Origin of the sequence: Paraburkholderia sp. J94 (assembly GCF_905220285.1) — a bacterium.
Taxonomy (GTDB): Bacteria; Pseudomonadota; Gammaproteobacteria; order Burkholderiales; family Burkholderiaceae; genus Paraburkholderia; species Paraburkholderia tropica_A.
On the sequence record NZ_CAJMZH010000001.1, the window covers coordinates 1 to 21441 of the forward strand.

Here is a 21441-nt window from a genome sequence, read left to right on the forward strand (position 1 = left end):
TGCAGTACGTCCAGAACCCCGGTTTCTCAACATGAGAGCCGGGGTTCTGGCGTTTACGTGCGTGAAATCCAAACGCACACCTCCTCACCAATTCCCCTCCGAAGTTCCCCCATCACTTTAAAGCGCTATATCAAGACGACTTTAAAGAGATTTAAATGCTCAAAATCAGAATATTTAAACAGCATTAAATCGCGAAATTACTGAAGTTTCGAAGAATTCCGACGATATATAGTCGTGGGTAGCTTTTTGCTACGAACATAAAATAACACGCTACACCGACAAGAATCCGGGGACTTCCGTGCACGCGCTCGCGTGCAGGAAGCGCGAAACATGCAATGCCGATGGAATGACCACGCGCGCAGCGCCGTGCTGCGCCATACACACTTCTGCGCCACTCCGCGCGGCGCGTTCACACGCGCCCGTGCCGCACAACACGCCATCCCGCGCCGCACCTCGCGACAACTCTCCGATCTCCTGTCGCTTCAATTCATACGCGCCGCCTGGCGCATGTTTGTCGTCGTTTTAGTTCCACCACCAAGGAGTCTCCATGAAGTTGTCCATCACCTGTGGCGCCGTGCTGGCCGCCGCCGCCATCGCGGCGTTGAGCGGTTGCGCAACGGAGTCGTCGCGTACGTTGCCGGTTCCTCCTGTCGCGAGCGCGCAGCGTCCCGCCGTCGGCCAGCCGGTGAAGATCGCCGTCGGCAAGTTCGATAACCGCTCGGCCTATATGCGCGGCATTTTCTCCGATGGCATCGACCGTCTCGGCGGCCAGGCGAAGACCATTCTGATCACGTCGCTGCAACAGAGCGGCCGCTTCAGCGTGCTCGATCGCGACAACCTCGACGAGATCCGCCAGGAAGCCGGCTTCGCGAAGCAAGCCCAGGCGATCAAGGGCGCCAATTACGTCATCACCGGCGACGTCACCGAATTCGGCCGCAAGGAAGTCGGCGACCACCAGCTGTTCGGCATTCTCGGCAGCGGCAAGAACCAGATCGCGTACGCGAAGGTGAACATCAACGTCGTCGATACCACGACGTCGGAAGTGATCGCCTCGGCGCAAGGCGCGGGCGAATACAGCCTGTCGAATCGCGAAATCATCGGCTTCGGCGGTACCGCGAGCTACGACTCGACGCTCAACGGCAAGGTGCTCGAGCTGGCGATCCAGGAAGCGGTCAATCACCTGGCCGATCAGGTCGACGCGGGCGCGCTGCGCACCGCCCACTGAACCTGCGTCATCGCTGACCAAAATAACTACGCATACGGGGTTTTAAATGAAATACATCGGCACGCTTCGGGGAATTTGCCTGCCTGTCACGGCAGCAACGCTGCTGCTCGCGGGCTGCGCGCCCGCCACGCCGTCGCTGTATCAGTGGAACGGCTATCAGCCGGGCGTCTATGACTACCTGAAGGGCGAAAAGTCGCCGCAGCAGCAGATCGACGCGCTCGAAAAGTCGCTGCAGGAGATTCGCGCGAAGGGCAACAAGACGCCGCCGGGCTTCCATGCGCAACTGGGCATGCTGTACGCGAACGTCGGCAACGACGCGCAGGCCATGCAGGAATTCGACGCCGAGAAGCATCTCTTCCCGGAGTCGACGACCTATATGGACTTCCTGATGAAGAAGAAAACGAAGCAACAATAAGCGAGCGCACCGACATGTCCCGAATCCTTTCCCTCAAGCTCTGGCTGGCGCTGTCCGTGCTCGCCCTGCTGTCCGCCTGTGCGCAGCCCGTCAAGCACGTGGACTACTCGGCGTTCAAGAACGCCCGTCCGCGCACGATTCTCGTGCTGCCGCCCGAGAACTCGACGACCGACGTGAGCGCATCGAACAGCATGCTTTCGCAGATGACGTATCCGCTCGCCGAAGCCGGTTACTACGTGATTCCGGTCGCGGTCATGGAAGAGACGTTCAAGCAGAACGGTCTCACGACGCCTGCCGATATCCAGCAGACCTCGGCCGCGAAGCTGCGTGAGATCTTCGGCGCCGATGCGGCCGTCTACACGACGATCACGCAATACGGCACGCAGTATCGCGTGCTCGACAGCGCGACGATCGTGACGGCATCGGCGAAACTCGTCGATCTGAGCAGCGGCGACGTGCTCTGGCAAGGCCGCGCGAGCGCGAGCAGCAGCGAAGGCAACAACAGTAGCGGCGGCGGCCTGATCGGCATGCTGGTGACGGCGGCGATCAAGCAGATCGCGAACTCGCTGACCGACAAGAGCCACGATATTGCCGGCGTGACGAGCTATCGCCTGCTGCACGCGGGTCCGCCGACCGGTCTGCTCTACGGTCCGCATTCGCCGAAGTTCGGCACGGACTGAAGTCGCGAGTAGTAAAAAAGCTGCCGCAAATAAAAAGGCCCGTCACCGAAGTGACGGGCCTTTTTCATTCCAGCGCGGTTCAGTCGACACTGCACTGACGCGCGGAAAAGCGCTTAGCGCTCCAGGAACGGACGCAGCTTGTCGGCGCGGCTCGGGTGCATGAGCTTGCGCATCGCCTTGCTTTCGATCTGGCGGATACGCTCGCGCGTGACGTCGAACTGCTTGCCCACTTCCTCGAGCGTGTGGTCCGAGGTCGTGTCGATGCCGTAGCGCATGCGCAGCACCTTCGCTTCGCGCGGCGAGAGCGCCTTGAGCGCCTCGTCGATCGCAGCACGCATGTTCGCGTGGATCGCGGCGTCGGCCGGCGATGCCGAACCGGCGTCCTCGATCATGTCGCCGAGCGTGGCGTCGCCGTCGTCGCCCACCGGGCTTTCGAGCGAAACCGGCTGCTTGGCGATCTTGAGGATGCCGCGCACCTTCTCTTCGGTCATGCCCATGCGCGCGGCCAGATCGGCCGGATGCGCTTCCATGCCGGTCTGCTGCAGGATCTCGCGCGAGATGCGGTTCAGCTTGTTGATCGTTTCGATCATGTGCACCGGCACGCGGATCGTGCGCGCCTGGTCGGCGAGCGCACGCGTCACGGCCTGACGCACCCACCACGTGGCGTAGGTCGAGAACTTCCAGCCGCGGCGGTATTCGAACTTGTCCACCGCCTTCATCAGGCCGATGTTGCCTTCCTGGATCAGGTCGAGGAACTGCATGCCACGGTTCACGTACTTCTTCGCGATCGAGATCACGAGACGCAGGTTGGCCTTGACCATCTCGCCCTTCGCCTGGCGCATCTTCGCTTCGGCGGCCGTCATGCGACGGTTGATCGCCTTGATCTGCTGCAGCGACAGCGAAGCCGCGGCTTCGATTTCGGCGAGCTTGCGCTGTTCGGCCTGGACGGCCGGCAGGCTGCGCTCGAGCGCGGGACCGTACTTCGTCGAAGCGGCGGCAGCGCGCACGCCCCAGTCGAGGTCGGTTTCCTTGCCCGGGAACTGTTCGATGAACGCTTCACGCGGCATGCCGCAGCGGTCGACGACGATGGCCAGCACGTTGCGCTCGATCGCGCGGATCGCCGCGACCTGCTCGTGCAGCATCGTGCACAGGCGGTCGATCGTGCGAGCCGTGAAGCGGATCGGTGCGAGTTCGCTCTGGATGTCGGCGCAGATCTGCATTTCGGCGGCCGTTGCGCGTGCGTTGGCGTCGCCGGTGCAGGTCATGGCGTCGAACAGCGTGCGTACGCGCGCGAAGATCGCCAGGCTGTCTGCCTTGAGCTGCGCGAGCAGGGCTTCGTTCGCCTTGGCGTTGTCGGCTTCTGCGTCTTCTTCGCTGTCCGAGTCGTCCGATTCGTCGTCGTCGCTCGATTGGGCTTCGACGTCGTCGCTCGAGTCGGCTTCGGCGGCGGCCGCCGGTTCCGCAGCGGCTTCGTCGCTGCCGATACCGTCGACGAGCTCGTCGATGCGCATTTCGTCTGCCGCGACGCGATCGGCGTCCGCCAGAATGGTCGCGACGATCGACGGGCATGCCGCGATCGCCTGGATCATTTCCTGGAGGCCGTCTTCGATGCGCTTGGCGACTTCGATTTCACCGGCACGCGTGAGCAGCTCGCTCGAACCCATTTCGCGCATGTACATGCGCACGGGGTCGGTCGTGCGGCCGAATTCCGAGTCGACCGTCGACAGCGCGACTTCGACTTCTTCGTCGGCTTCGTCGTCGGCCTGGCGGTCGGCGCGCGAATCTTCGTTCAGCAGCAGCGTGTCGGCGTCGGGCGCCTGCTCGTAGACCTGCACGCCCATGTCGTTAAACGTCGCGACGATGGTTTCCAGCGCGGCCGTCTGCGCGAAGTTATCGGGCAGGTGGTCGTTGATGTCAGCGTGCGTCAGATAGCCGCGCTCGCGACCGAGCTTGATCAGCGCGCGCATCTGATGCTGGCGCTTTTCCAGTTGCGAGGCGCCGTCCAACGGAGTCGCATCGCCGGTCTTGTCCTTGGAACCGCGGCGGGCGGTGCGGGTAGACGTGGGCGCGTCTTCCCGGTCATGGCTTGTCAATACATTCTCCTCGAAAGGAATTGCCCCACGAGGGCAAAAAGGGTCACGCGCCAGCGGCGTGGCGTCCTGGCGATGACGAAATTGCAGGGGAATGGGCGGGGGCGCGAGGTCCCGCCGAGCGAGCGCCAACACACGACGGCGTGGCGTCCTGGATTTTCGTGCAATGCAGAAAGATCGCGTATGGTAGTGCGTTACGCCATGCGAAGCAACCCGAACGTGGTGTTGGCGCCGCGCGCCATGGTTCGCACCGCCCTTTGAGGGTCGGAGCGTATTCCAAATGGATGAAAGCCGCGTGGGAGACTTCGTTGCCGCATCGCTTGTCTACGTTGACATTCCTGTTTGACGTTTCTCTGCGCGTGTGGATTAGACACGTATCCAGGTTCCTGGTTCGCTCTTTTTCTATCGTTCACCGAAACGGATAGTTGCACGTCGCATCACAATCGCCAGCCGCCGCTATCGGTCCCCGTGAAGCCCGCCGCGGCGCTCGCAATCCACACTATATAGAACGTGCTGTCCTGATTACCGTTGACCGCCGTCGGGCACCCATGCATTACGGCGGAAATGCGTCGTACTGCGGCAGCGCGTCGGCGATCTCGTGCCAGGGTGCCTTCGACCCGACGAACAGGTGACCTTGCGGCCGGATCGTGGGCGCATCGACGAGCGTGCCCATCGTCACGTGGACATACGCGCCTTCGCGCACCACCGAATAGAGCAGCGAGCCGCAATGGCGGCAGCGGATGTCGTGCGCGGCCTGAGCGTCGCCGTAGACGAGCACGTCGGCCTGATCGGCTTCGAGGCACAGCTGCGCGCGCTCGATGCCCGCGAACGGCTTGAACGCCGCGCCGGTCGCGCGCCGGCACTGCGAGCAGTGGCAATTGAACGCGTAGCCGAATGCGTCGTTGACGCGGTAGCGCACCGCGCCGCACAGGCATTGCCCGCGCAGCGAGGCGTGGGGCGATTGGGTGGCGTTTGTGTCCATGGAGAGGGCCTGGCAGCGGGCCAGGCTGGAAAACCCGGCGAAACGTTACGAGATGGCGCGTGCGAGGTACCCATATCGCGTTTCTCGGTCACATGCCATGGGCCAAAGGTTACCGCTTATGGGACTTCCGGCGCCGAAATCCGCCCTGCGACGTGCATCGCAGGCGCCACAAGGCCTTGGGAGCCCTGTTGGCCCCCAAAAAACCGTACTTTCCGTCAGATTTTGGCGCCGATGGGGACCATCGATACGCGCCGCCTCCCAAATCCGGTTACCTCAAGCGCCCGACGCGCTCAGCGCGTTCACCCGGGCCGTTCCCGCAGCTCCTTCAAGCCGTTGATGACGACCAGCAAGGCGCGGCCGTGCTCCTCCGAGCCGTCCCACGCCTCGACGATGGCGTTGCGCAGCAGGTCGTTATAGGCGCCCGCCTGGCGCGCGGCGGCCTTCACACCATAGAAACTGCATAGCTTATTGAATGACGCGCTACGGCGCAGCCTGCGCCCATTCGAGGCGCGCAGCCGCGAAACCGTAGGCTGACTGACGCCGGAAAGCCTTGCTATCTCGCTGGATGAGCGGCTGTCCGCCGTCAGCCGGCGCAGCAGTTCCTGCACGGGAAAATGAGTGTCTGGGGCTTCCATGTCATGCATTATACCTATACAGTAACGCTTATTGAATTGCTCGCCGAAACTGGCGGGCTCGCTGCATTTCTGAGGATGTCGATGGCGCTCAAACACCTACCCCCCACGTTTTGCTGGTCCAGGATCGGATCGGAGACGGGAGAAGATCTCCCGACGATCGTCCTGCGCAAGGAGTGGGAGCGCAGGCTGGGCGGCGGTCGGTTCCTGTGGGGCATCAATCAGCCGCTCGGCAACAGCGCGCAGATCGCGGCGCTGCGCACCGGCTCGCTGCTCGCGCTGTTTTCGGCGGCGGCCAGCCGTCCGCGCATGGCCGAGCTGCGCCGTGAAGGCGCGCTGGTCTGGAATGTGTGGGTGGATGCGAGCGGCCAGGTGCGCCCGCTGCCGCCGCACGTGTTCGTCACGAGCCGCCTGCGCTTTCCGTCGGGCAAGCCGCGCGATCATCACTACGCGCTCGTGTGCGCGTCGCCCACCGAACTCACGCTCGGCAGCAGCCTGCGCGTGCAGCCCGAGCGTCTGCGCAGCGTGAGCACGGGCAAGGCGCCGTCGCCGTCGCAGGGCACGGTGGTGGTGGACCGCGCGGAGCGGTCCGGCGCGAAGGACGCGAAGGGGACGAGTGACTCAAAGGCCGCCAAAACCTACGCGGTCGCCTTCGGCGTGGAACTCGAAGCGCCGTACTTCGTGCGCCTCGCGCAGCCCACGCGCGTGAAGGCGCGCGACATGGCCGCGCTGCACGACGCCGCGCGCAACGCGGACTTCGACGCCTGGGTGGAACTCACGCGGCGTCTGCGCAGCGCGCCCGCGCAGCCCGCGCGCGGCGTGACGAGCGACCTGTTCGATCTCGGCGCGAAGGCGCGCGAAACCGCCGCGCTGCGCGAAGCCGAATTCACGCTCGGCGCGGAAACGTCGCGCTGCCGCGTCGAAGCCGCGCAGCCGCTCACGCGCGGCGTCACGCGCGAGCTGTTCGCGCGCGATCTCTTCGACCTGCTGCCCGCCGACTGCGCGCCCGCGCGTCCGGGGCGCGCGCAGAACGATCTGCTGCGCGGCGTGCGCACGCGCACGGTCTCGCACGGTCCCGCGCAAGGCGATCTGCTGCGCGACATCGCGCAGGGCGATCTGCTGTTCGGCGCCGACCCGGCGCAATCCACGATGGAACTGTTCCATGGCGATACCCACCCATTCGCGCGAGGCCGAGGCCGCCCGACGCTTTCTTGAAGCGAGCCGCAACGTCGATCAGGCGTTTCGCGCCGCGCAGCAGGCCGCGTTCGGCGACCTCGATCCTGCGCGCTCGCATGGCGCGGCGCAGTCGCGTCTGGACCTCGCGCTCGATGAACTCGCGCGCGCCGAGGCGCTGTTCGATTCCGTCACGCGCGTGCAGGGACGGCGGCGCACGCAGGCGGCGCTGGATGCGTGATCGCGCGATCGGCGCACAGCATCCGTGAATCCAGCCCGATGACTCAATGACCCGCGAAGCCGCGCAAACCGGCATCGGTCCGATGGCGCTCGTGGCCGTCGAGCAGCGCTTGCCTGTCGAGCGCCGCATCGTCGTCGACGATCTGGCCGCCGCGCTGCTGCCGACACCCGCACGCTGGCTCATTTCGCTGATGGGCACGCGCACGGCGCTTCGGCTCGTCACGCTGGCTGAACGGCGTTATCCGGGCCTATGGGGCGGCATGCTGTGCCGCAAGCGCTTTATCGACGACGCCTTGACCGAGGCGCTGCCGCACATCGATGCGTTCGTGAACCTCGGCGCGGGCTTCGACACGCGTGCGTTCCGCCTGCTGCGCGACACCGGTGTGCCCGCCTGGGAACTCGATCAGCCCGCCAACATCGACGCCAAACGCCAGCGCCTCCTGCGGCGCTTCGGCAAGCTGCCCGCGAACGTCACGCTCGTCGCCGTCGATTTCGAGCATCTCGCGCTCGACGCGGTGCTGGCCGCGCAAGGCTATACGCGCAGCCGGCGCACGTTTTTCGTCTGGGAAGGCGTCACGCAATATCTCGACAGCGCGACTGTGCACGCCACGTTCGAGATGCTCGGGCGCGCGGCGGCGGGCAGCCGCCTGGCGTTCACCTACGTGAGCCGCGATTTTCTGGAAGGGAAGGTGCCGCAGGGACAAGAAGCGCTGTATCGGCGTTTCGTTGCGCGGGGGGCGATCTGGCGATTCGGGATCGATCCCGAGGCGGTGCGCGCCTTGCTCGCCGGTTACGGCTGGCGCGTGATCGCGCAGCCGGAGCCCGAGGCGCTCGCGCGCCGTTATATCGCGTCCACCGGCCGCCTGCTGGACTGCATGCCGATGGAGCGCGTGGTGCTCGCCGAACGCGTGTAGCGTCTCAAACGCATCCGGCGCTAGTTTTACTCCTTCGTTTCGTCGGGCAAAGACTCCGGCAAAGACTCAGGCAAACCCTCGGGCAACGGCCCGGTCTCCAGCTCCAGCACCGCCGCCACCAGCGGCCAGCGCGCCGCCGCGTCCTGCCACGCGTCCTGCGCCTGCACGTCGTAATAGCGGTCGGCGTCCACGCCTTCGACGAGCCGCGCGAGCGCGTCGATATCGCTCGGCAGCAGCGGATTGCTGCGCGCGCGCTGCCCGTTCAGCCAGCGTTTCAGCGCCATTTACTTGCCCTCCACCCAGACGCCGTCCGGCGTGTGGATCACATAGCCGGTCGGCGTGGTCATCGACACGGTGCCTTCGTTCTCGCCCACCATGCGCGTCTGCGGCAGGCCGTTCGCGTATTGCGCGAGCGGTTCCGCGCCCGGCGCGAACGGGCTTTTCGCCACCAGATTCGCGAGCAGCTGCGCGAGCGCGAGATAGCTCGTCGGCGTGTCGATCGTGACCGGGCCGCCCGCGTGCTCCGTGCCCGCCGGCAAGCCGACGATCTTCACGCCCACCGGCACGTGCACGATGCGCGGCGTCGGAATCTCGCGCATGCCCGCGATCTGGTTCTCCTCGCCGCGCAGCGCCGCGCCGTGCTCGGGCACGAACACGATCACCGCCTTGCGGCCCGATTGCGCGACCAGGTCGATCAGCTTGTCGACGTCGCCGAGCAGCGTCTGCAGACGGATCGGATACGACTGCAGGCTCGTGAGCTTGCTGTTGGGCAGACGGTTGCCGTCGTGCATCGACACCGTGTTGTAGTAGAGCGCGACCGGACCGCCGCCCGCCGCGAGACGCTGCTTGTACCAGCGCGCGAGCACGTCGTAGTCGTCGACCAGCGGCGAGTTGTCGAACTCCTTCATGAACACGGGCAGGCCGTCGTTCGACGGAATCGTCACGCCCGGCACGCCGATTTCCTTGAGCACGGTGCCGCGGAAGTCGTCGAAACGGCCGTTGTGATTGAGCAGCGCCTGCGGCGTGTAACCGGCCTGCGCGAGCTGCGCGAACAGATGGCATTCGGCCGGCGCCGGATCGTAGAGCGCCTTGTGCGCTTCCTGTCCGCAGGTCGCGCGCAGCACGCGGATCGCGGCCGGGCCGCTGTAGCTCGCGCCCGAGCTGAAGTTCTGGAAGATGTAGTCGAAGCGCGAGAACAGCGGATTGTTGCGCGCCTTCACGACGTCCATGTCGTCCCACGAGAGCGAGCAGATATGCACGACGATGATGTCGAACTGCGCGTTGGCGTCCTGCGTGAGCGGCGTGAAGTTCACGTGGCGGCCCGCTTCGTTGGCGCGGAAGGCCGCGAGCTGCTGGTCGTAGGTGCCGGCCTGCTCGTTGCGCGGCTCGTTGGCGTTGCGGCTGTCGCCGTCGGGGCCGTCGCCCGAGGCGCTTTGCGCGAGCGCGCTGCTGGCGTTCGCGACCAGCGTGCCCGCGCCCTGCCACAGCGGCACCGCGACGAGTGCGATCAGCACCAGCGTGGTCACGCGGATCCAGCGGTTGATCAGGAAGTAGAGCAGGATGGCCAGCACCGTGCTCACGATCATCTTCAGCGAGATGAGACGCCCGAGCAGTTCGAGCATGTACGACGGCGTGAAGGTCAGCAGCACGGGGATCTGCGAGATCGCGCGGCTGATTGGCGGCCAGCCCGACTCGTGATAGAACAGCGCGATGCCCGCCAGCACGGCGAGCACGTTGCGCGCGATGCGCAGCCAGCGCACCCGCAGCGGCACCAGCAGCGCGGCCGCGAACAGGATGTTGAGCAGCCAGACCGGGCTGATCTTGCCCAGCGAAAACAGATACAGCTTGGCGGCAAAGTAGAGATTCCAGAGGCCCATGGTGTGTCGCGTTCCCGCGTTGCGCGGCTTAATGTCGTTCGTCAGGTCGGTCGTTGAGGCGTGGCCGACGTGGTCGTATCAGGGCTGGCCGGCCGGGTCGCCCCGTCCGACTCGCCGCCGCGTGAAGATGTTTTCGAGCGCGTCGAAGAAGGCATCGGCCAGACGCAGATAGCCCTGCCAGCTCAGCATGATCAGCTCGACGAGACCATGAAGCGGCGCGTCCTCGGGCGTCGCGTCGTCCCACTCGAGCCACGCGTCGGCGCGCCCGAACGTGCATTCGACCAGACGCCGTTCGCGCTCGATGCTCATGTCCTCGAAACGCACGCCCAGGCGCCGGTCCGCCAGCCGCGCGACCACTGCCGGGAAGTCGTGCTCCACCACGCCGCGCGCGAGACACACGCTCACGCGCTCGCCCGCTTCGAGCTTGTCGAGGCCCGAGTCGGGCGGCAGCACGAGGCCGAGCCCGCCCATCGAATAGTTCTCGGTCTTGCAGGCGAGCGTGCGGCCGTCGGGCAGCGTCAGCATCGCGGGCACGCGCAGCGGAATGCGGTGCGCCACGCGCACCTGGCGCGCCTCTTTCGCCACGCCCACCGCGAGCCCGAGCACCGTGAGATTCACGCCCGCCCAGAAGAGGTTCATGAACACGGTCGCCGGCTCCTCGCTCTGCCAGATCGTCAGCCGCGCGATGCCGGCCAGCACGGCGCACACGTTGATGCCGAGCAGCACCAGATACGGCGTCGAAATGGTCCAGTCGAGATAGTCGTTCTCGATGTGGCCGCCCTTGGACGTCACGTTGAACTTGCCGAGCTTCGGATTGAAGAACGCGATGGTGGTCGGCAGCACGATGTACCACGCGAGCACGCTCTCGTAGGCTTCGGCCCAGAACGAATGGCGATAGCGTCCCTGGATGCGCGAGTTCGCGGTCGCCGAAATCACGAGATAGGGCAGCACGTAGGCGAGGATCACGGGCGCCGGCGTGTTGATCACGTGCAGTCCGAAATACAGGTACGCGCACGGCATCACGAGGAAGATCAGGCGCGGAATCCCGTAGAAGAAGTGCAGCATGGCGTTGCTGTAGCACATGCGCTGGAAGAACGAGAGACCTTTGCCGAGCCACGGATTGTCGATGCGGAAAATCTGCGTCATGCCGCGCGCCCAGCGGATGCGCTGGCCGATGTGGCCCGCGAGGCTTTCGGTCGCGAGGCCCGCGGCCTGCACGGTGCGCAGATACGCCGACGTGAAGCCGTGCCGATGCAGACGCAGCGAGGTGTGCGCGTCCTCGGTCACGGTTTCCACCGCGAGGCCGCCGATCGATTCGAGCGGGCCGCGCTTGATGACCGCGCACGAGCCGCAGAAGAAGGTCGCGTCCCAGAAGTCGTTGCCGTCCTGGATCAGGCCGTAGAACAGGCTGCCTTCGTTCGGCACGCGATGGAACGTGTCGAAGTTGCGCTCGAACGGATCGGGCGAGAAGAAGTGGTGCGGCGTCTGCACCATCGCGCATTTCGGATCGGCGAGGAACACGCCCACGGTCGTCTGCAGGAAGGAGCGCGTGGGAATGTGGTCGCAGTCGAAAATCGCGATCAGCTCGCCGTCGGTGAGCGTGAGCGCGTGATTGATGTTGCCCGCCTTCGCGTGCTTGTGCTCCTTGCGGCGGATATAGCCCACGCCCACTTCGGCGGCGAAATCGCGGAATTCGTCGCGGTCGCCGTCGTCGAGGATATAGATGCGCAGCTTGTCGCGCGGCCAGTCGATCGTGCTCGCCGCGAACACGGTCGGGCGCACCACCGAAAGCGGCTCGTTATAGGTCGGAATGTACAGGTCGACGGTCGGCCAGTCGGCGGGATCGTCGGGCAGCGCGCCCGGCTTGCGGCGCAGCGGCCACGCGGTCTGCACATAGCCGAACATCAGCACGACCCACGTGTAGACCTCGGCGGCGAACAGCACATAGCCGACGATGGCTTCGGCGGGCGACGTCAGGTGCAGCGTCTGCGTGCTGCGCCACCAGACGTAGCGGCCCGTCATGAGGATCGAGAGCATCACCATCAGCATGGTCGCGAGGCGGCCCGGCACGCGGCGCGCGAACATCACCATGAGCCACACGAGGAAGAACAGCAGCACCTGCGAGCCGAGCGGCAGCGGCGTGGTCCAGATCGCCACGGCGGTGATGAAGGCGACGATGAGCAGGCCCTGGCGCAGGAAGGGCACGCGGTCGAGCGATTCGGAGAGATTTTCGAGGCGCGCGCGGATGCCGTCCCAGTCGACGGCGGGCAGGCGCGCGGCCACGGCGCCGCTCGCGTGCGCGGCGCGCCGGTAGACCGGTTCGAGGCGCTTGTCGAGCCAGACGCGCAAGGCGATGCGGTGCGGATGCGGCTGCTTGTGCAGCTTGCGCAGATCGGCGGCGAGACGGCGGCGCGCGCGGCGCGGGCGCAGGAACAGCCGCCAGAGCCACGCGCTCGTGCTGCGGTCGCGGCCCATGTTCAGGCTTTCGACGATGTCGTCGCCGAGCGTCGAGAAGACGAGCGCGGGCCAGTCGCGCCGGCCGGGGCGCGGCGGACGGAAGAACAGGCGCAGCAGCCACTGGCCGCGCGAGGCGTCGGCGGCGAGGTCGAGCTGCGGCGCGCCCACGCGGCGCACGGCGGCCCAGAACATGGCCCACTGGGCGTGCCAGATCGCGGCGATGCGCGCGCGTATCATCGCGCCGCTCCCGTCGCGCCTTCGGGCAGGCCGCTGTGCGCGTCGGGGCGCGCGTTGGCCGCCCAGTGCGAGAGCCACGAGGCGATGCCGTTCAGGTCGTGCGCCGCCTGCGAGCCCGGCGCGCCGAGGCAGAAGTTCGTGCCGCTCGCGAGCGCGGCGGGGATGCCGCTATCGGCGTGGACGATGTACGGCAGCATCGCCGCACCCAGACGCGCGCGCAGCAAGGCGACGAGATCGGTATGCAGCGGCCGCGCGGGCACCACGGCGTTGGCGACGAAGGCGGCGCGCTTGCCCGCGCGCACCAGCGCGGCGCTCAGGCGAGGCAGCGTCGCGCAGGCGGTGGCGTCGGGCGCGACCACGCCGAGCACGAGGTCGGCGGCGGCGATCGCCTGGCGCGCGTGCGCCGAGGGCCACGGCGCGCAGTCGATCAGCGCGATCGCGTTGGCGGGCAGATCGACGCGCGCGAGCAGCTTGCGCAGCCAGTGCGGGTCGGCGTCGAGGCGCGACGAGCCGTCGACGGCGCTTTCGTCGACGTCATCGACGCCGCCTGGATAGGGCGCGCTGCCCCACGGCAGCACGAGCACCTGGTCGTCGCTTTGCAGCGCGGCGCGCGCCCATGCGTCGCCGGACGGGTTCGCGTCGTGCAGATGCGTGACGAGCCCTTCGCGCGCGTTCTCGCGCAGGCCGAAGTGCAGGCCCAGCACGTTGCGCGGATCGCATTCGACGGCGAGCACGGGATGCGAGCGCGCCGCGAGCAGGCTCGCGAGCGCGGCGGCGAAAGTCGTGCGGCCCACGCCGCCGACCGAGGAAACGATGGCGACGGTCTTCATGAGCGCGGCTCCGCGAGCGTGGCCGACGGGCTGGCCGAACCCGCGCTGGCGGTCGCGGCAGACGTGGCGAGCGTGGCAGCGGGCGGCACTGCCGACGGACGGCGCATCGCGACTTCCTTGCGGCGTTTGCCGCGGATCACGAGCGCGCCCAGCTGCGGCGGCAGTTCGAGCGGCCGCTGACGCGCGGGCCTGGCCCAGTCGGGCACGTAGCGTCCGAGGCGCAGACGCCACGCGAGCCACCAGAGCGGCGCGGCGAGGATCAGCCCCCAGACGAAGTAACCGAAGAAGATATCCATGTCGTTAGCGGTCCTGGGCTTTGAGCGGCAGCGCGGCGCGGCGCGGTTCGGCGCGCGCGGCGCGTGTTGCCTGGGCGGACGGCGCGCCCGCCGGGGCGGTCGCGGGCGGCGGCGCGTCGTCGAGGACGGGCAGCGCGGGCAGCTGATCGGGGTCGGGCGCGGGTGCGTTCGCTGCGGCGGTTTCGCTACGGGCGTACGGCGTGACGCCCTGGGCGGCGGCGGGCGTGACCGAAGCGGTGGGCGTCACCGAAGCGGCCTGAGCCGCGCCGCGCGGCGTCTGCGGCGCGTGGATCGCGAGCCAGCCGGAATAATCGGGCGGCGTCTGCGCGTCGATTTCGTCTTCGAGCGTTTCGAGCAGCACGCCGATCGAATTTGGATCGCCGCAACGCTGCTCGCCCTGGAACAGCTCGGCGAGCGGATTCTGGAACACGCGTTGCAGCACCGCGTCGGCGTCACCGAGACGGCAGGCGAAGAAAAACACGTACAGGCTGTCGCCGGCAGCGGTCGCGATATCGCCCGCGCGGCGCAGCTGGCAGGCCTTGAGCGCGTCGACGTGCGCCACTTCGGGCATCAGCGCGAGCCGGATCAGCACGCTCGGCAACTGGATCACGCGGCTGCGTTCCACGGCCGCGCGCACGAGTTCGACGAAATGCGCCGCGCCCACATAGCCGCTTTCCTCGCCGTGCATGACGCCCGCGAGCGCCTGGCGATAATCCGCCGGAACCGGCCGCGAATACACCTGGCCTTGCAGGCTGTCGACGATCGCCTCCACCTGCGAGAGCGTGGTGTGGCGCGCAATCACGCGGTTCGCGCCCAGATTGAGCATCAGCGACTCGTAGCGCATCGCCACCGCTTCCTCGCGCACGATGATCTTGAGCGCGTTGCCGCATTGCAGCCGCAGCGTGTGGACCTGCTCCGCGAGCGATTCGAGCTGGCGGCTCGTGCCGAAGTCGAGGATCACCGTGGCGGCCACGGCGGTGCGCGCGGCGCCGAGCGCCGCTTCGTTGTCGTCGACGACCTGCCAGGCGGGCGGCAGCACGCGCTCGTTGAGCACGGCGTCGCGCGAGATGATCACGCGGCCTTCGTCGGGCGCGAGCAGGCCCACTTCGCTCGCGGTCTGCGCGAAGGTGCCGCCGTCGACGGTCAGACGATGATCGAGCGCCGAAAAACGCAGCGGCAGCGACTGGCTGCCGAGCACGGCGTCGTCCGAGCGCCAGAACGCCACTTCCCAATGGAACTGGCCTTGCGTCTGCAACAACTGCGCCGCGCCCGCGAAGCGCGCCTGGAAGGCGGCCAGCTCGGGATGCGCGTGGTCGTCGCCGAGACCCGGCGGTTCGGCCAGCAGCAGCACGCCGTAGCGATGCTGCGCGCACCAGCTCGCGAGCTGCGCGCCCTGGCGCGCGAGCGCGGCGGCGTCGTGCCAGTCGAAAAAGGCTTCGGCGCCTTCGAGATAGAACTGGCTCGCGGGCGCGGCGCACTGGTTGGCGAGCGCGTCGAGCGCCTCGATCAGCACCTGCGCGCCGTCGCGGCCTTCGAGCGGCACGAGCGAGCAGACGTTGGCCCAGTGATGCGTCGAGCCGGGCCGGTCGATGTCGATGCCGTGATCGCGCAGCGTGGCCGCGATGCTCGCGCCGTCGCGCGTGGACAGCACCGTGGCCGGGCCTTCGAGCGCGGCGGCGGCGGTTTCCCAGAACAGCGCGTCGCGCGCGGGCGAGGCGTTCGCATAGACGATGTGCACCTGGCCCGAGCCGAGCGCGGCGAGCGCGGGCGGCAGGCCGTCGATCGCCAGCGGCTCGCGCTGCGACAGGCGCGCGAGCAGCGAATGGCGCGGCGCGCGCGCGTCGGCGGCGGCCGGTGCCTGGGGGGCGCGGACGGGCTCGTTCATCGGGTCGCCCGGTCCGCGGATGCGATGACGGTTCGAGTCGAAGTCTTCATACGATGCCTCAATATTCCGAGTATGGCCTGACAGACGTCGGCGGGTACGGCACCGGGCCATGCTGCGGCGAGAAGAAATAGCGCAGGTACACGAGGCCCACGTTCGGCGCGTAGTCGCGCGAGCGGTCCAGACGGAAGCGTCCGCCGACCACGAAATGCGGTGTCACGCGGTATTCGAGCGCCGCTTCCGCCGTGTAGCTGAAGCCGCCGCCCGAGCCGCCGCCGAAGTACGGGTCGCCCGCGAGCGCCTGCAGATCGGGGCGCGTCGGGAAATAGGGCGAGCGGTCCTCGTTCGTGAACGACACGCCCACCGAGCCGTCGAGTTCCCACGACAGCTTGCCCCAGCGGCCGGTCCAGTCGAGCGGCAGGCTGAACGACAGATAGCTCTGCGGGCTGTAGTAGCCGCCGTTGCCGAACGTGTAGAAGTGCTCGTTCTTCGAATACTTCCAGTAGTTGATCGTCAGGCCGCTCGACACCGACTGGTCGGGACGCCGCCAGACCGACCAGTCGTAGCCGCTGCGCAGCTTGAATTCCTGGTTGGTCGGCACGTTGGTGCCGGTCAGCAGGCCGAAGCCGAGGCTCGTAAACAGCGTGCCCGGCCCGAAATCGTGCGCGCCGCGCACGGTCAGGCCGTTGCGCACCACGCCGCCCCAGGTTTCGCCGGTGATCGGATCGCGTCCGCCCGCGTAGGACACGAGGCTGCTCGTCTGGGCGCGCCGCGAGATGTCGACCGACACCGACGCGTGCTGGAAGTCGTAGCGGTACAGCAGGCCGCCGAGCACGCTCGAAATCGGGAAGCCGATCGGCGTGCTGCCGATGTCGGCGCGCCAGCTCGTGTTCGCGCCGCTGAACTCGTAGCCCGCCGCGAGCGCCACGCCGGTGGCGGTCTGGTTCATGGCGGGCACGTTCGCGTTGCTGAGCGCGGGCGACTTGCCGTAGTCGTACACGCCGTCGCTGCCCGAGGGCAGCGTGCCGGCGTTCAGATAGACCGTGTCGGCGTGGAAGAAGTAATGGCCCGAATAGCCGTTCGGAATCCGCACGTAGAGCGGGATTTCCGTCGCGTGCAGCTCCGAGATGCCCGGATCGCCCGCCAGATTCGACTGATACCACTCGGTCGCGATCTGCGGCTGGCGGCGGTCGTCGAGACCTTGCAGCGCGCGCGCGCCCGAGGTCAGGCCGTCGGGGCCCGGCTGCTCGCCCTCGGCCTGCTCCTGCGCGAGCGAACTGCGATAGAGGCTGGCGGCGTCGTTGTAGTCGCCGCGCGACTGCGCCACGCGGCCCGCCTGGATCGTCACGTCCGAGCGGTCCGGGTAGCGTTCGCGCAGCGGGTCGATCACGTCCTGCGCCTCCTGGTTGCGGCCTTGCGCCGTGAAGCGCCGCGCGATCGCGAGACGCGTGTCGATGTCGTCCTCGTCGGTGTCGGCGAGCACGTCGCGTACCAGCTGCGTGGCCTCGCGGTCGCGGCCCATGCGCTCGTACAGGCGCGCCACGGTGAGACGCGCGTCGGCGTCGTTCGGGTTGGCCGCGAGCACCTTCTGCGCGGCCGCCAGCGCGCCCTTGTAGTCGCCCTTGGCTTCGAGCAGATCGGCCTCTTCGAGCAGCCAGCGGCGGTTCGACTTCAGGTGCGACGGCACCGCGTCGAGCGTGCGCTGCGCGCTGCGCAGGTCGCCGTTGTCGATCTGGCGGTCGGTCGCGCGCACGGCCAGACGCAACTCCTGGTCGTCGAGATCGGCGCGCTGCTCGTCGGTCAGGCCCGGCTGCGCGCGCGTGGCGTCGATCCACTTCGACCAGTCGTCGTCGCGGTTGGCGGCGCCCAGCAGTTCGCCGTAGCGCACGCGCGCGCCGTTCGCGCCGTCGTCGCCCGGATGCGCGGCGAGCCAGTCCTGCACGAGCTTGAGCCCCTTGTCGGGCTCGCCGAGCGCGATCCATTCGCGGCCGACCGAGGCGAGCATCTGCGGATCGTTGGCCGCGTTGGCGTCCGCGGCGGCGGCGTCGAGCAGCGCGCGCGCCTCGTCGTCCTTGCCTTGCGCGATCAGTTGGCGCGCCTGCGCGAGCTTCTTCTGCGCGGCGAGGTTGCCCATCAGCGTGCGCATGCCGTCGCTGCGCTCGGCGGCCGGCACGGCGTCGAGCTGCACGGCGGCGCCGTCGAGGTCGTCGACGGAATTCAGATACAGCGCCGTCGCGTAACGCATGTCGGGCGCCTGCGAGGCCTTCAGGCCGTCCTCCATCACCTGACGGCCGAGCGCGGGCAGATTCAGGTCGCGATACTGGCGCGCGAGCGTGAAGCGCGTCCAGGCGTCGTCGGGCGTGAGGCGCACGGCGTCTTCGAGCTTGGCGATGGCCGGGCTCTTGCGGTTTTCGGCGAGCAGTTGATCGGCCTGGATCGCCAGCAGTTCGGCGTGCAGACGCTTGAGTTCCGCCTCCGAGCCGGACAGACGCGGCGCCGTCGCGGTGATCAGCGGGCCGATCTCGTTGTCGCGATGGGTTTCGCGCAGCACGGTGACGAGGCTGCGCAGCGCGTCCAGATCGGGCTCCTTCGCTGTCACGAGCGGGCGCAGCACGGCTTCGGCCTCGCTCCACTTCTTCTGCGCCATCAGCGAGTCGGCGAGCAGACGCGTGGCGGTGGCGTTGCCCGGATCGAGCTTGAGCGCCTCGCGCGCGAGCGCTTCGCCCTGCTCGGGCTTGCCTTGCGCGTTGGCGTCGCGCGCCCGGCCAATGGTGCCCCAGATGGCTGCGGTCTTTTCGAGGCTGCGCCACTTGCCGGCGTTGTCCGGGTCGAGCTTGACGGCGCGCGCGAACAGCGCGCGCGCCTCGTCCTGACGGCCCTCGCGCAGACGCACGAGGCCGAGCGCGCCGATCGTCTCGCCGTCGTTCGGGTTCGCGCGCTGGGCGGTTTGCAGCGACGCTTCGGCATCCTTGAGATCGCCGCGCGCCAGTTGCGCGAGGCCCTGGTTGCGGGCGCGCGCGCCGGGACCGGCCACACGCGTGCGCGAGCCGGAAGACGCGCCGCCGGACGCGCGCGTGCCGCCCGACGCGACCATCACGGGCTTGCCGCTCGCCGCCGCGGCGTTGGCCTGTGCGACGGCCTGCGGCCCGAGCTTCTTCGCGAGGTCGGCGACGGTCTGCTTCGCGTCGGTGTCGTCGGGGACTTCCTGGAGATAGCGCACATACCAGATGTAATAGGCCGGATCGTCGCGACCCGCGCTGGCGAGCGCGCGGCGCCAGAATTCGAGCGCGTCGGCGCGGTTGCCGTCCTGGCGCTGATAGACGCCGTAGAGCAGGTTCAGCCCTTCCATGCGCGTGCTGGTGCGGTCGGTCAGCAGGTCGCCGAGAATCAGCGCGGCGTTCGCGTCGTCGGGATTGCGCTTCAGACGCGCGCGCAGTTCGTCGATCACCTGCACACGGCCCGCGTCGGTGCCCGCGACGATGCGGTAATAGTCGCGCGCGAGCGCCCCACGCGGCGCGCCGCGCGGGAACAGCTTCTTCATGCGCGGGGCGGCTTCTTCGGTCTTGCCCGCGTTGGCCAGCAGGCGGATCTCGGCGAGCTCGTTCTTGTCGCGGGTGGCGACGCGGTAGGTGTCGGACAGCTCCTGGGTCGCGGGCGCGTTCGGCGCGATTTTCTGCAGTTGCGCGAGCACCTTCGCGGCTTCGGCCGTGCGATTCGAGCGCAGTTCGATCTCGCCCATCAGCGCGAGCGCCTCGGGCTCCCGCGGATCGAACAGCAGCGCCTTCTGGACGAGACCGCGCGCGACGTCGGGGCGGTTCTTCGCCATCCACATGCGCGCTGCCGAGAGCAGTTGCGCGGCCTGGGCGGCGGGCGCGGCGGCGTTCGCGGCGGGCTGCGGCGCGTTCTGGGCGTTCGGCGTGTTCTGTGCGTTTTGTGCGCGCGCGGCCAGCGGCGACGCGGCGATCAGCAGCGCGAGCATCGACGCGATGCGCGGCGACAGGCGCGGCGCGAGCCGGCGCGCGATCCGCGCATCAAGGCGCGGTTCGGGCCGCGATTCTGGCCGAGCTTCGGCGCGCGTATCCATCCGCGATTCGGCGCGCGACCCGAGCCGCGCCGCGATCGCCGGAACGAGACGCCGCGCGCGCGAGCCGGCGCCCGGGCGCGGCGCTTTCGCGAAGGCGTTCATCGTGCTGCCGGGCATTGAGCCGTCCATGCGGGGATCACGCGGCCTTGCGCGTCGAAGCGATAAAGACCTTGCAGATAGCCGAGGCCGAACAGCATCAGCACGCTGCTGTAGTAGCCGGGCGGCGACTTTTGCGCGCGCGCGCGGCTGCGTTCGACCTGGGCGTCGGACAGATCGGTGCGTCCGAGCGCCGACAGATACGGGGCGACCGCCGCCGAAAAACCGCCATTGCCCTCATTCGGGCCAGGCTCGCCGGTCTGCGTGTTGACGCGCTCGGGCGGAAAGCCGTGCGCGGCCACGAAGGCCGAGAGCGGCGCGAAGGTCGCGAGCGTGGCGCTGCGCGCCGGGTCGTCGTGAGCGAGCATGCCCGCCCACAGATAGACGCGGATCGCGTTATAGGCGCTTTCGGCGTGCGTCGGTTCGTCGGGGCCGAAATCGCCCTTGTTGCCCTGCGCGCGATACACGACCCAATCGGGCGAGAAGCCCTTGGGCGCGGTGCCGTTGACGAGCTGCGCCGAACTGCCGAGCAGCGAGTTCCACGCGGCCTGTTCCTTCTCGGGCATCGCCAGCGTGAAACGTCGCATGACCTGTAGCGGCACGTAGCTCGGGTTCAGGCGCCACGACGTCTTGTCGAGCTTGAAGCCGGTCGGACCGGGCAGAACCGTGCGGCCGAGGCCGGGCAGCGAGGCCGTCTCGCGGCGCAGGATGTTGCGCGCCATCACCGTGCCGATCGCCGTGTAGCGGCGCACGTTCCAGAGTCGGCCCGCTTCGAGCAGCGTGTAGGCGATCCACAGATCGGCGTCGCTGGCGGAGTTGGCGTCGATCACGCCCCACGTGCCGGACGGCGTTTGCGTCGCCGAGGCAGCGGAAGCACTCGAAGCGCCTGAAGCCGCCGAAGCCGCCACCGGCGCGCCGTTTTCATCGATGTCGGTGCGCCCCCAGATCCACGCGGGGAGATGCGCCGCGAGATCGCCCTGGGCGAGATTGTTCTCGGTCCACGCGAGGATCTTGTCGAAGGCCGCGCGGTCGTTCGCGACGAGCGCGAAAAAGAGCGCATACGACTGGCCTTCGGAGACGGTCACCTGGCGCGGCGAACTGGCGTCGATCACGCGTCCGTCGGCGGACAGCAGCGCGCCTTTGAACGCGGTCCAGTCGGACCACGCGCAAGCGGGCGCTCGCGGCGCGGACGCTGTTTTCGCGGCAGCCGCCTTCGCCGTTGCATTCGCAGGCGCATTCGCGTTCGCCGCGAGCGCAGGCGACGGCGCGCCCAGCAACAGCGGCGCGAGCGCGCAGGCGCCGGCCGCGAGCCGGCGCGTGAGGCAGGGCTT

General features: G+C 68.1%; 16 protein-coding genes and 1 pseudogene. 6 read left to right on the forward strand and 11 right to left on the reverse strand.

Annotation, left to right across the window (positions count from 1 at the left end; translation table 11 throughout):
* Nucleotides 1–547 precede the first annotated feature (547 nt).
* The 3 genes from U4Y88_RS00005 to U4Y88_RS00015 are packed head-to-tail and all read left to right on the forward strand — an operon-like array spanning nucleotide 548 to nucleotide 2320.
* On the forward strand, nucleotides 548–1225 hold the full coding sequence (locus U4Y88_RS00005; protein ID WP_224015542.1) for a CsgG/HfaB family protein: 678 nt from the start codon (nucleotides 548–550) through the stop codon (nucleotides 1223–1225).
* 46 nt (nucleotides 1226–1271) lie between these two features.
* Nucleotides 1272–1640: a DUF4810 domain-containing protein gene (locus U4Y88_RS00010; RefSeq protein WP_310631701.1), complete on the forward strand. Its 369-nt coding sequence runs from the start codon at nucleotides 1272–1274 to the stop codon at nucleotides 1638–1640.
* 14 nt (nucleotides 1641–1654) lie between these two features.
* The gene (locus U4Y88_RS00015) at nucleotides 1655–2320 is read left to right on the forward strand and encodes a DUF799 domain-containing protein (RefSeq protein ID WP_224015545.1); all 666 of its coding nucleotides are present in this window, start codon (nucleotides 1655–1657) and stop codon (nucleotides 2318–2320) included.
* Between the two features lie 113 nt (nucleotides 2321–2433).
* Here the strand turns inward: U4Y88_RS00015 and rpoD are convergent, their stop codons facing one another.
* The 3 genes from rpoD to U4Y88_RS00030 form a co-directional block, all read right to left on the reverse strand.
* A complete protein-coding gene (gene rpoD / locus U4Y88_RS00020) occupies nucleotides 2434–4413 on the reverse strand; it encodes an RNA polymerase sigma factor RpoD (protein WP_224015547.1) in 1980 nt (659 codons plus the stop codon).
* 550 nt (nucleotides 4414–4963) lie between these two features.
* The gene (locus U4Y88_RS00025) at nucleotides 4964–5392 is read right to left on the reverse strand and encodes a GFA family protein (protein WP_321781498.1); all 429 of its coding nucleotides are present in this window, start codon (nucleotides 5390–5392) and stop codon (nucleotides 4964–4966) included.
* Nucleotides 5393–5691: 299 nt separating this feature from the next.
* Complete coding sequence (locus U4Y88_RS00030; RefSeq protein ID WP_065064907.1) at nucleotides 5692–6027, reverse strand: helix-turn-helix domain-containing protein; 336 nt, start codon at nucleotides 6025–6027, stop codon at nucleotides 5692–5694.
* An 81-nt stretch (nucleotides 6028–6108) separates the two neighbouring features.
* On the opposite strand from U4Y88_RS00030, the pseudogene U4Y88_RS00035 reads away from it, so the two are divergent.
* From U4Y88_RS00035 to U4Y88_RS00045, 3 genes and pseudogenes are all read left to right on the forward strand, one after another.
* Nucleotides 6109–7029, forward strand: a pseudogene (locus U4Y88_RS00035) (hypothetical protein); the annotation flags it as partial.
* A gap of 157 nt (nucleotides 7030–7186) precedes the next feature.
* Complete coding sequence (locus U4Y88_RS00040; protein ID WP_310630342.1) at nucleotides 7187–7438, forward strand: hypothetical protein; 252 nt, start codon at nucleotides 7187–7189, stop codon at nucleotides 7436–7438.
* A gap of 46 nt (nucleotides 7439–7484) precedes the next feature.
* On the forward strand, nucleotides 7485–8351 hold the full coding sequence (locus U4Y88_RS00045) for an SAM-dependent methyltransferase (RefSeq protein ID WP_321781499.1): 867 nt from the start codon (nucleotides 7485–7487) through the stop codon (nucleotides 8349–8351).
* A 26-nt stretch (nucleotides 8352–8377) separates the two neighbouring features.
* Here U4Y88_RS00045 and bcsR read toward each other — a convergent pair whose 3' ends face one another.
* From bcsR to bcsZ, 8 genes are all read right to left on the reverse strand, one after another.
* Entirely contained in the window at nucleotides 8378–8635 is a 258-nt protein-coding gene (bcsR, locus tag U4Y88_RS00050; protein ID WP_321781500.1) for a BcsR/BcsP family cellulose biosynthesis protein, read from the reverse strand.
* Complete coding sequence (gene bcsG, locus U4Y88_RS00055; RefSeq protein ID WP_224015556.1) at nucleotides 8636–10228, reverse strand: cellulose biosynthesis protein BcsG; 1593 nt, start codon at nucleotides 10226–10228, stop codon at nucleotides 8636–8638.
* Between the two features lie 78 nt (nucleotides 10229–10306).
* Nucleotides 10307–12922, reverse strand: coding sequence for a UDP-forming cellulose synthase catalytic subunit (gene bcsA, locus U4Y88_RS00060; protein ID WP_321781501.1), 2616 nt, complete (start codon nucleotides 12920–12922; stop codon nucleotides 10307–10309).
* Nucleotides 12919–13752: a cellulose biosynthesis protein BcsQ gene (gene bcsQ / locus U4Y88_RS00065; protein ID WP_321781502.1), complete on the reverse strand. Its 834-nt coding sequence runs from the start codon at nucleotides 13750–13752 to the stop codon at nucleotides 12919–12921. The genes bcsA and bcsQ overlap by 4 nt, the downstream gene beginning before the upstream one ends.
* A complete protein-coding gene (locus U4Y88_RS00070) occupies nucleotides 13749–14048 on the reverse strand; it encodes a hypothetical protein (protein WP_224015566.1) in 300 nt (99 codons plus the stop codon). Before U4Y88_RS00070 ends, bcsQ begins: the two co-directional genes overlap by 4 nt.
* A 4-nt stretch (nucleotides 14049–14052) precedes the next feature.
* On the reverse strand, nucleotides 14053–15933 hold the full coding sequence (gene bcsE / locus U4Y88_RS00075) for a cellulose biosynthesis protein BcsE (protein WP_321781503.1): 1881 nt from the start codon (nucleotides 15931–15933) through the stop codon (nucleotides 14053–14055).
* A 58-nt stretch (nucleotides 15934–15991) separates the two neighbouring features.
* Nucleotides 15992–20131: a cellulose synthase subunit BcsC-related outer membrane protein gene (locus U4Y88_RS00080; RefSeq protein WP_321781504.1), complete on the reverse strand. Its 4140-nt coding sequence runs from the start codon at nucleotides 20129–20131 to the stop codon at nucleotides 15992–15994.
* Complete coding sequence (gene bcsZ / locus U4Y88_RS00085) at nucleotides 20113–21390, reverse strand: cellulose synthase complex periplasmic endoglucanase BcsZ (RefSeq protein ID WP_415774385.1); 1278 nt, start codon at nucleotides 21388–21390, stop codon at nucleotides 20113–20115. Before bcsZ ends, U4Y88_RS00080 begins: the two co-directional genes overlap by 19 nt.
* Between the last annotated feature and the right edge of the window lie 51 nt (nucleotides 21391–21441).

Bases quoted from the DNA above. Each gene is read 5' to 3' on its own strand.
- U4Y88_RS00005 (WP_224015542.1), top strand. From the start codon at position 548: ATGAAGTTGTCCATCACCTGTGGCGCCGTGCTGGCCGCCGCCGCCATC.
- U4Y88_RS00010 (WP_310631701.1), top strand. From the start codon at position 1,272: ATGAAATACATCGGCACGCTTCGGGGAATTTGCCTGCCTGTCACGGCA.
- U4Y88_RS00015 (WP_224015545.1), top strand. From the start codon at position 1,655: ATGTCCCGAATCCTTTCCCTCAAGCTCTGGCTGGCGCTGTCCGTGCTC.
- U4Y88_RS00025 (WP_321781498.1), bottom strand. From the start codon at position 5,392: ATGGACACAAACGCCACCCAATCGCCCCACGCCTCGCTGCGCGGGCAA.
- U4Y88_RS00030 (WP_065064907.1), bottom strand. From the start codon at position 6,027: ATGGAAGCCCCAGACACTCATTTTCCCGTGCAGGAACTGCTGCGCCGG.
- U4Y88_RS00040 (WP_310630342.1), top strand. From the start codon at position 7,187: ATGGCGATACCCACCCATTCGCGCGAGGCCGAGGCCGCCCGACGCTTT.
- U4Y88_RS00045 (WP_321781499.1), top strand. From the start codon at position 7,485: ATGACCCGCGAAGCCGCGCAAACCGGCATCGGTCCGATGGCGCTCGTG.
- bcsR (WP_321781500.1), bottom strand. From the start codon at position 8,635: ATGGCGCTGAAACGCTGGCTGAACGGGCAGCGCGCGCGCAGCAATCCG.
- bcsG (WP_224015556.1), bottom strand. From the start codon at position 10,228: ATGGGCCTCTGGAATCTCTACTTTGCCGCCAAGCTGTATCTGTTTTCG.
- bcsA (WP_321781501.1), bottom strand. From the start codon at position 12,922: ATGATACGCGCGCGCATCGCCGCGATCTGGCACGCCCAGTGGGCCATG.
- bcsQ (WP_321781502.1), bottom strand. From the start codon at position 13,752: ATGAAGACCGTCGCCATCGTTTCCTCGGTCGGCGGCGTGGGCCGCACG.
- U4Y88_RS00070 (WP_224015566.1), bottom strand. From the start codon at position 14,048: ATGGATATCTTCTTCGGTTACTTCGTCTGGGGGCTGATCCTCGCCGCG.
- bcsE (WP_321781503.1), bottom strand. From the start codon at position 15,933: ATGAACGAGCCCGTCCGCGCCCCCCAGGCACCGGCCGCCGCCGACGCG.
- U4Y88_RS00080 (WP_321781504.1), bottom strand. From the start codon at position 20,131: ATGCCCGGCAGCACGATGAACGCCTTCGCGAAAGCGCCGCGCCCGGGC.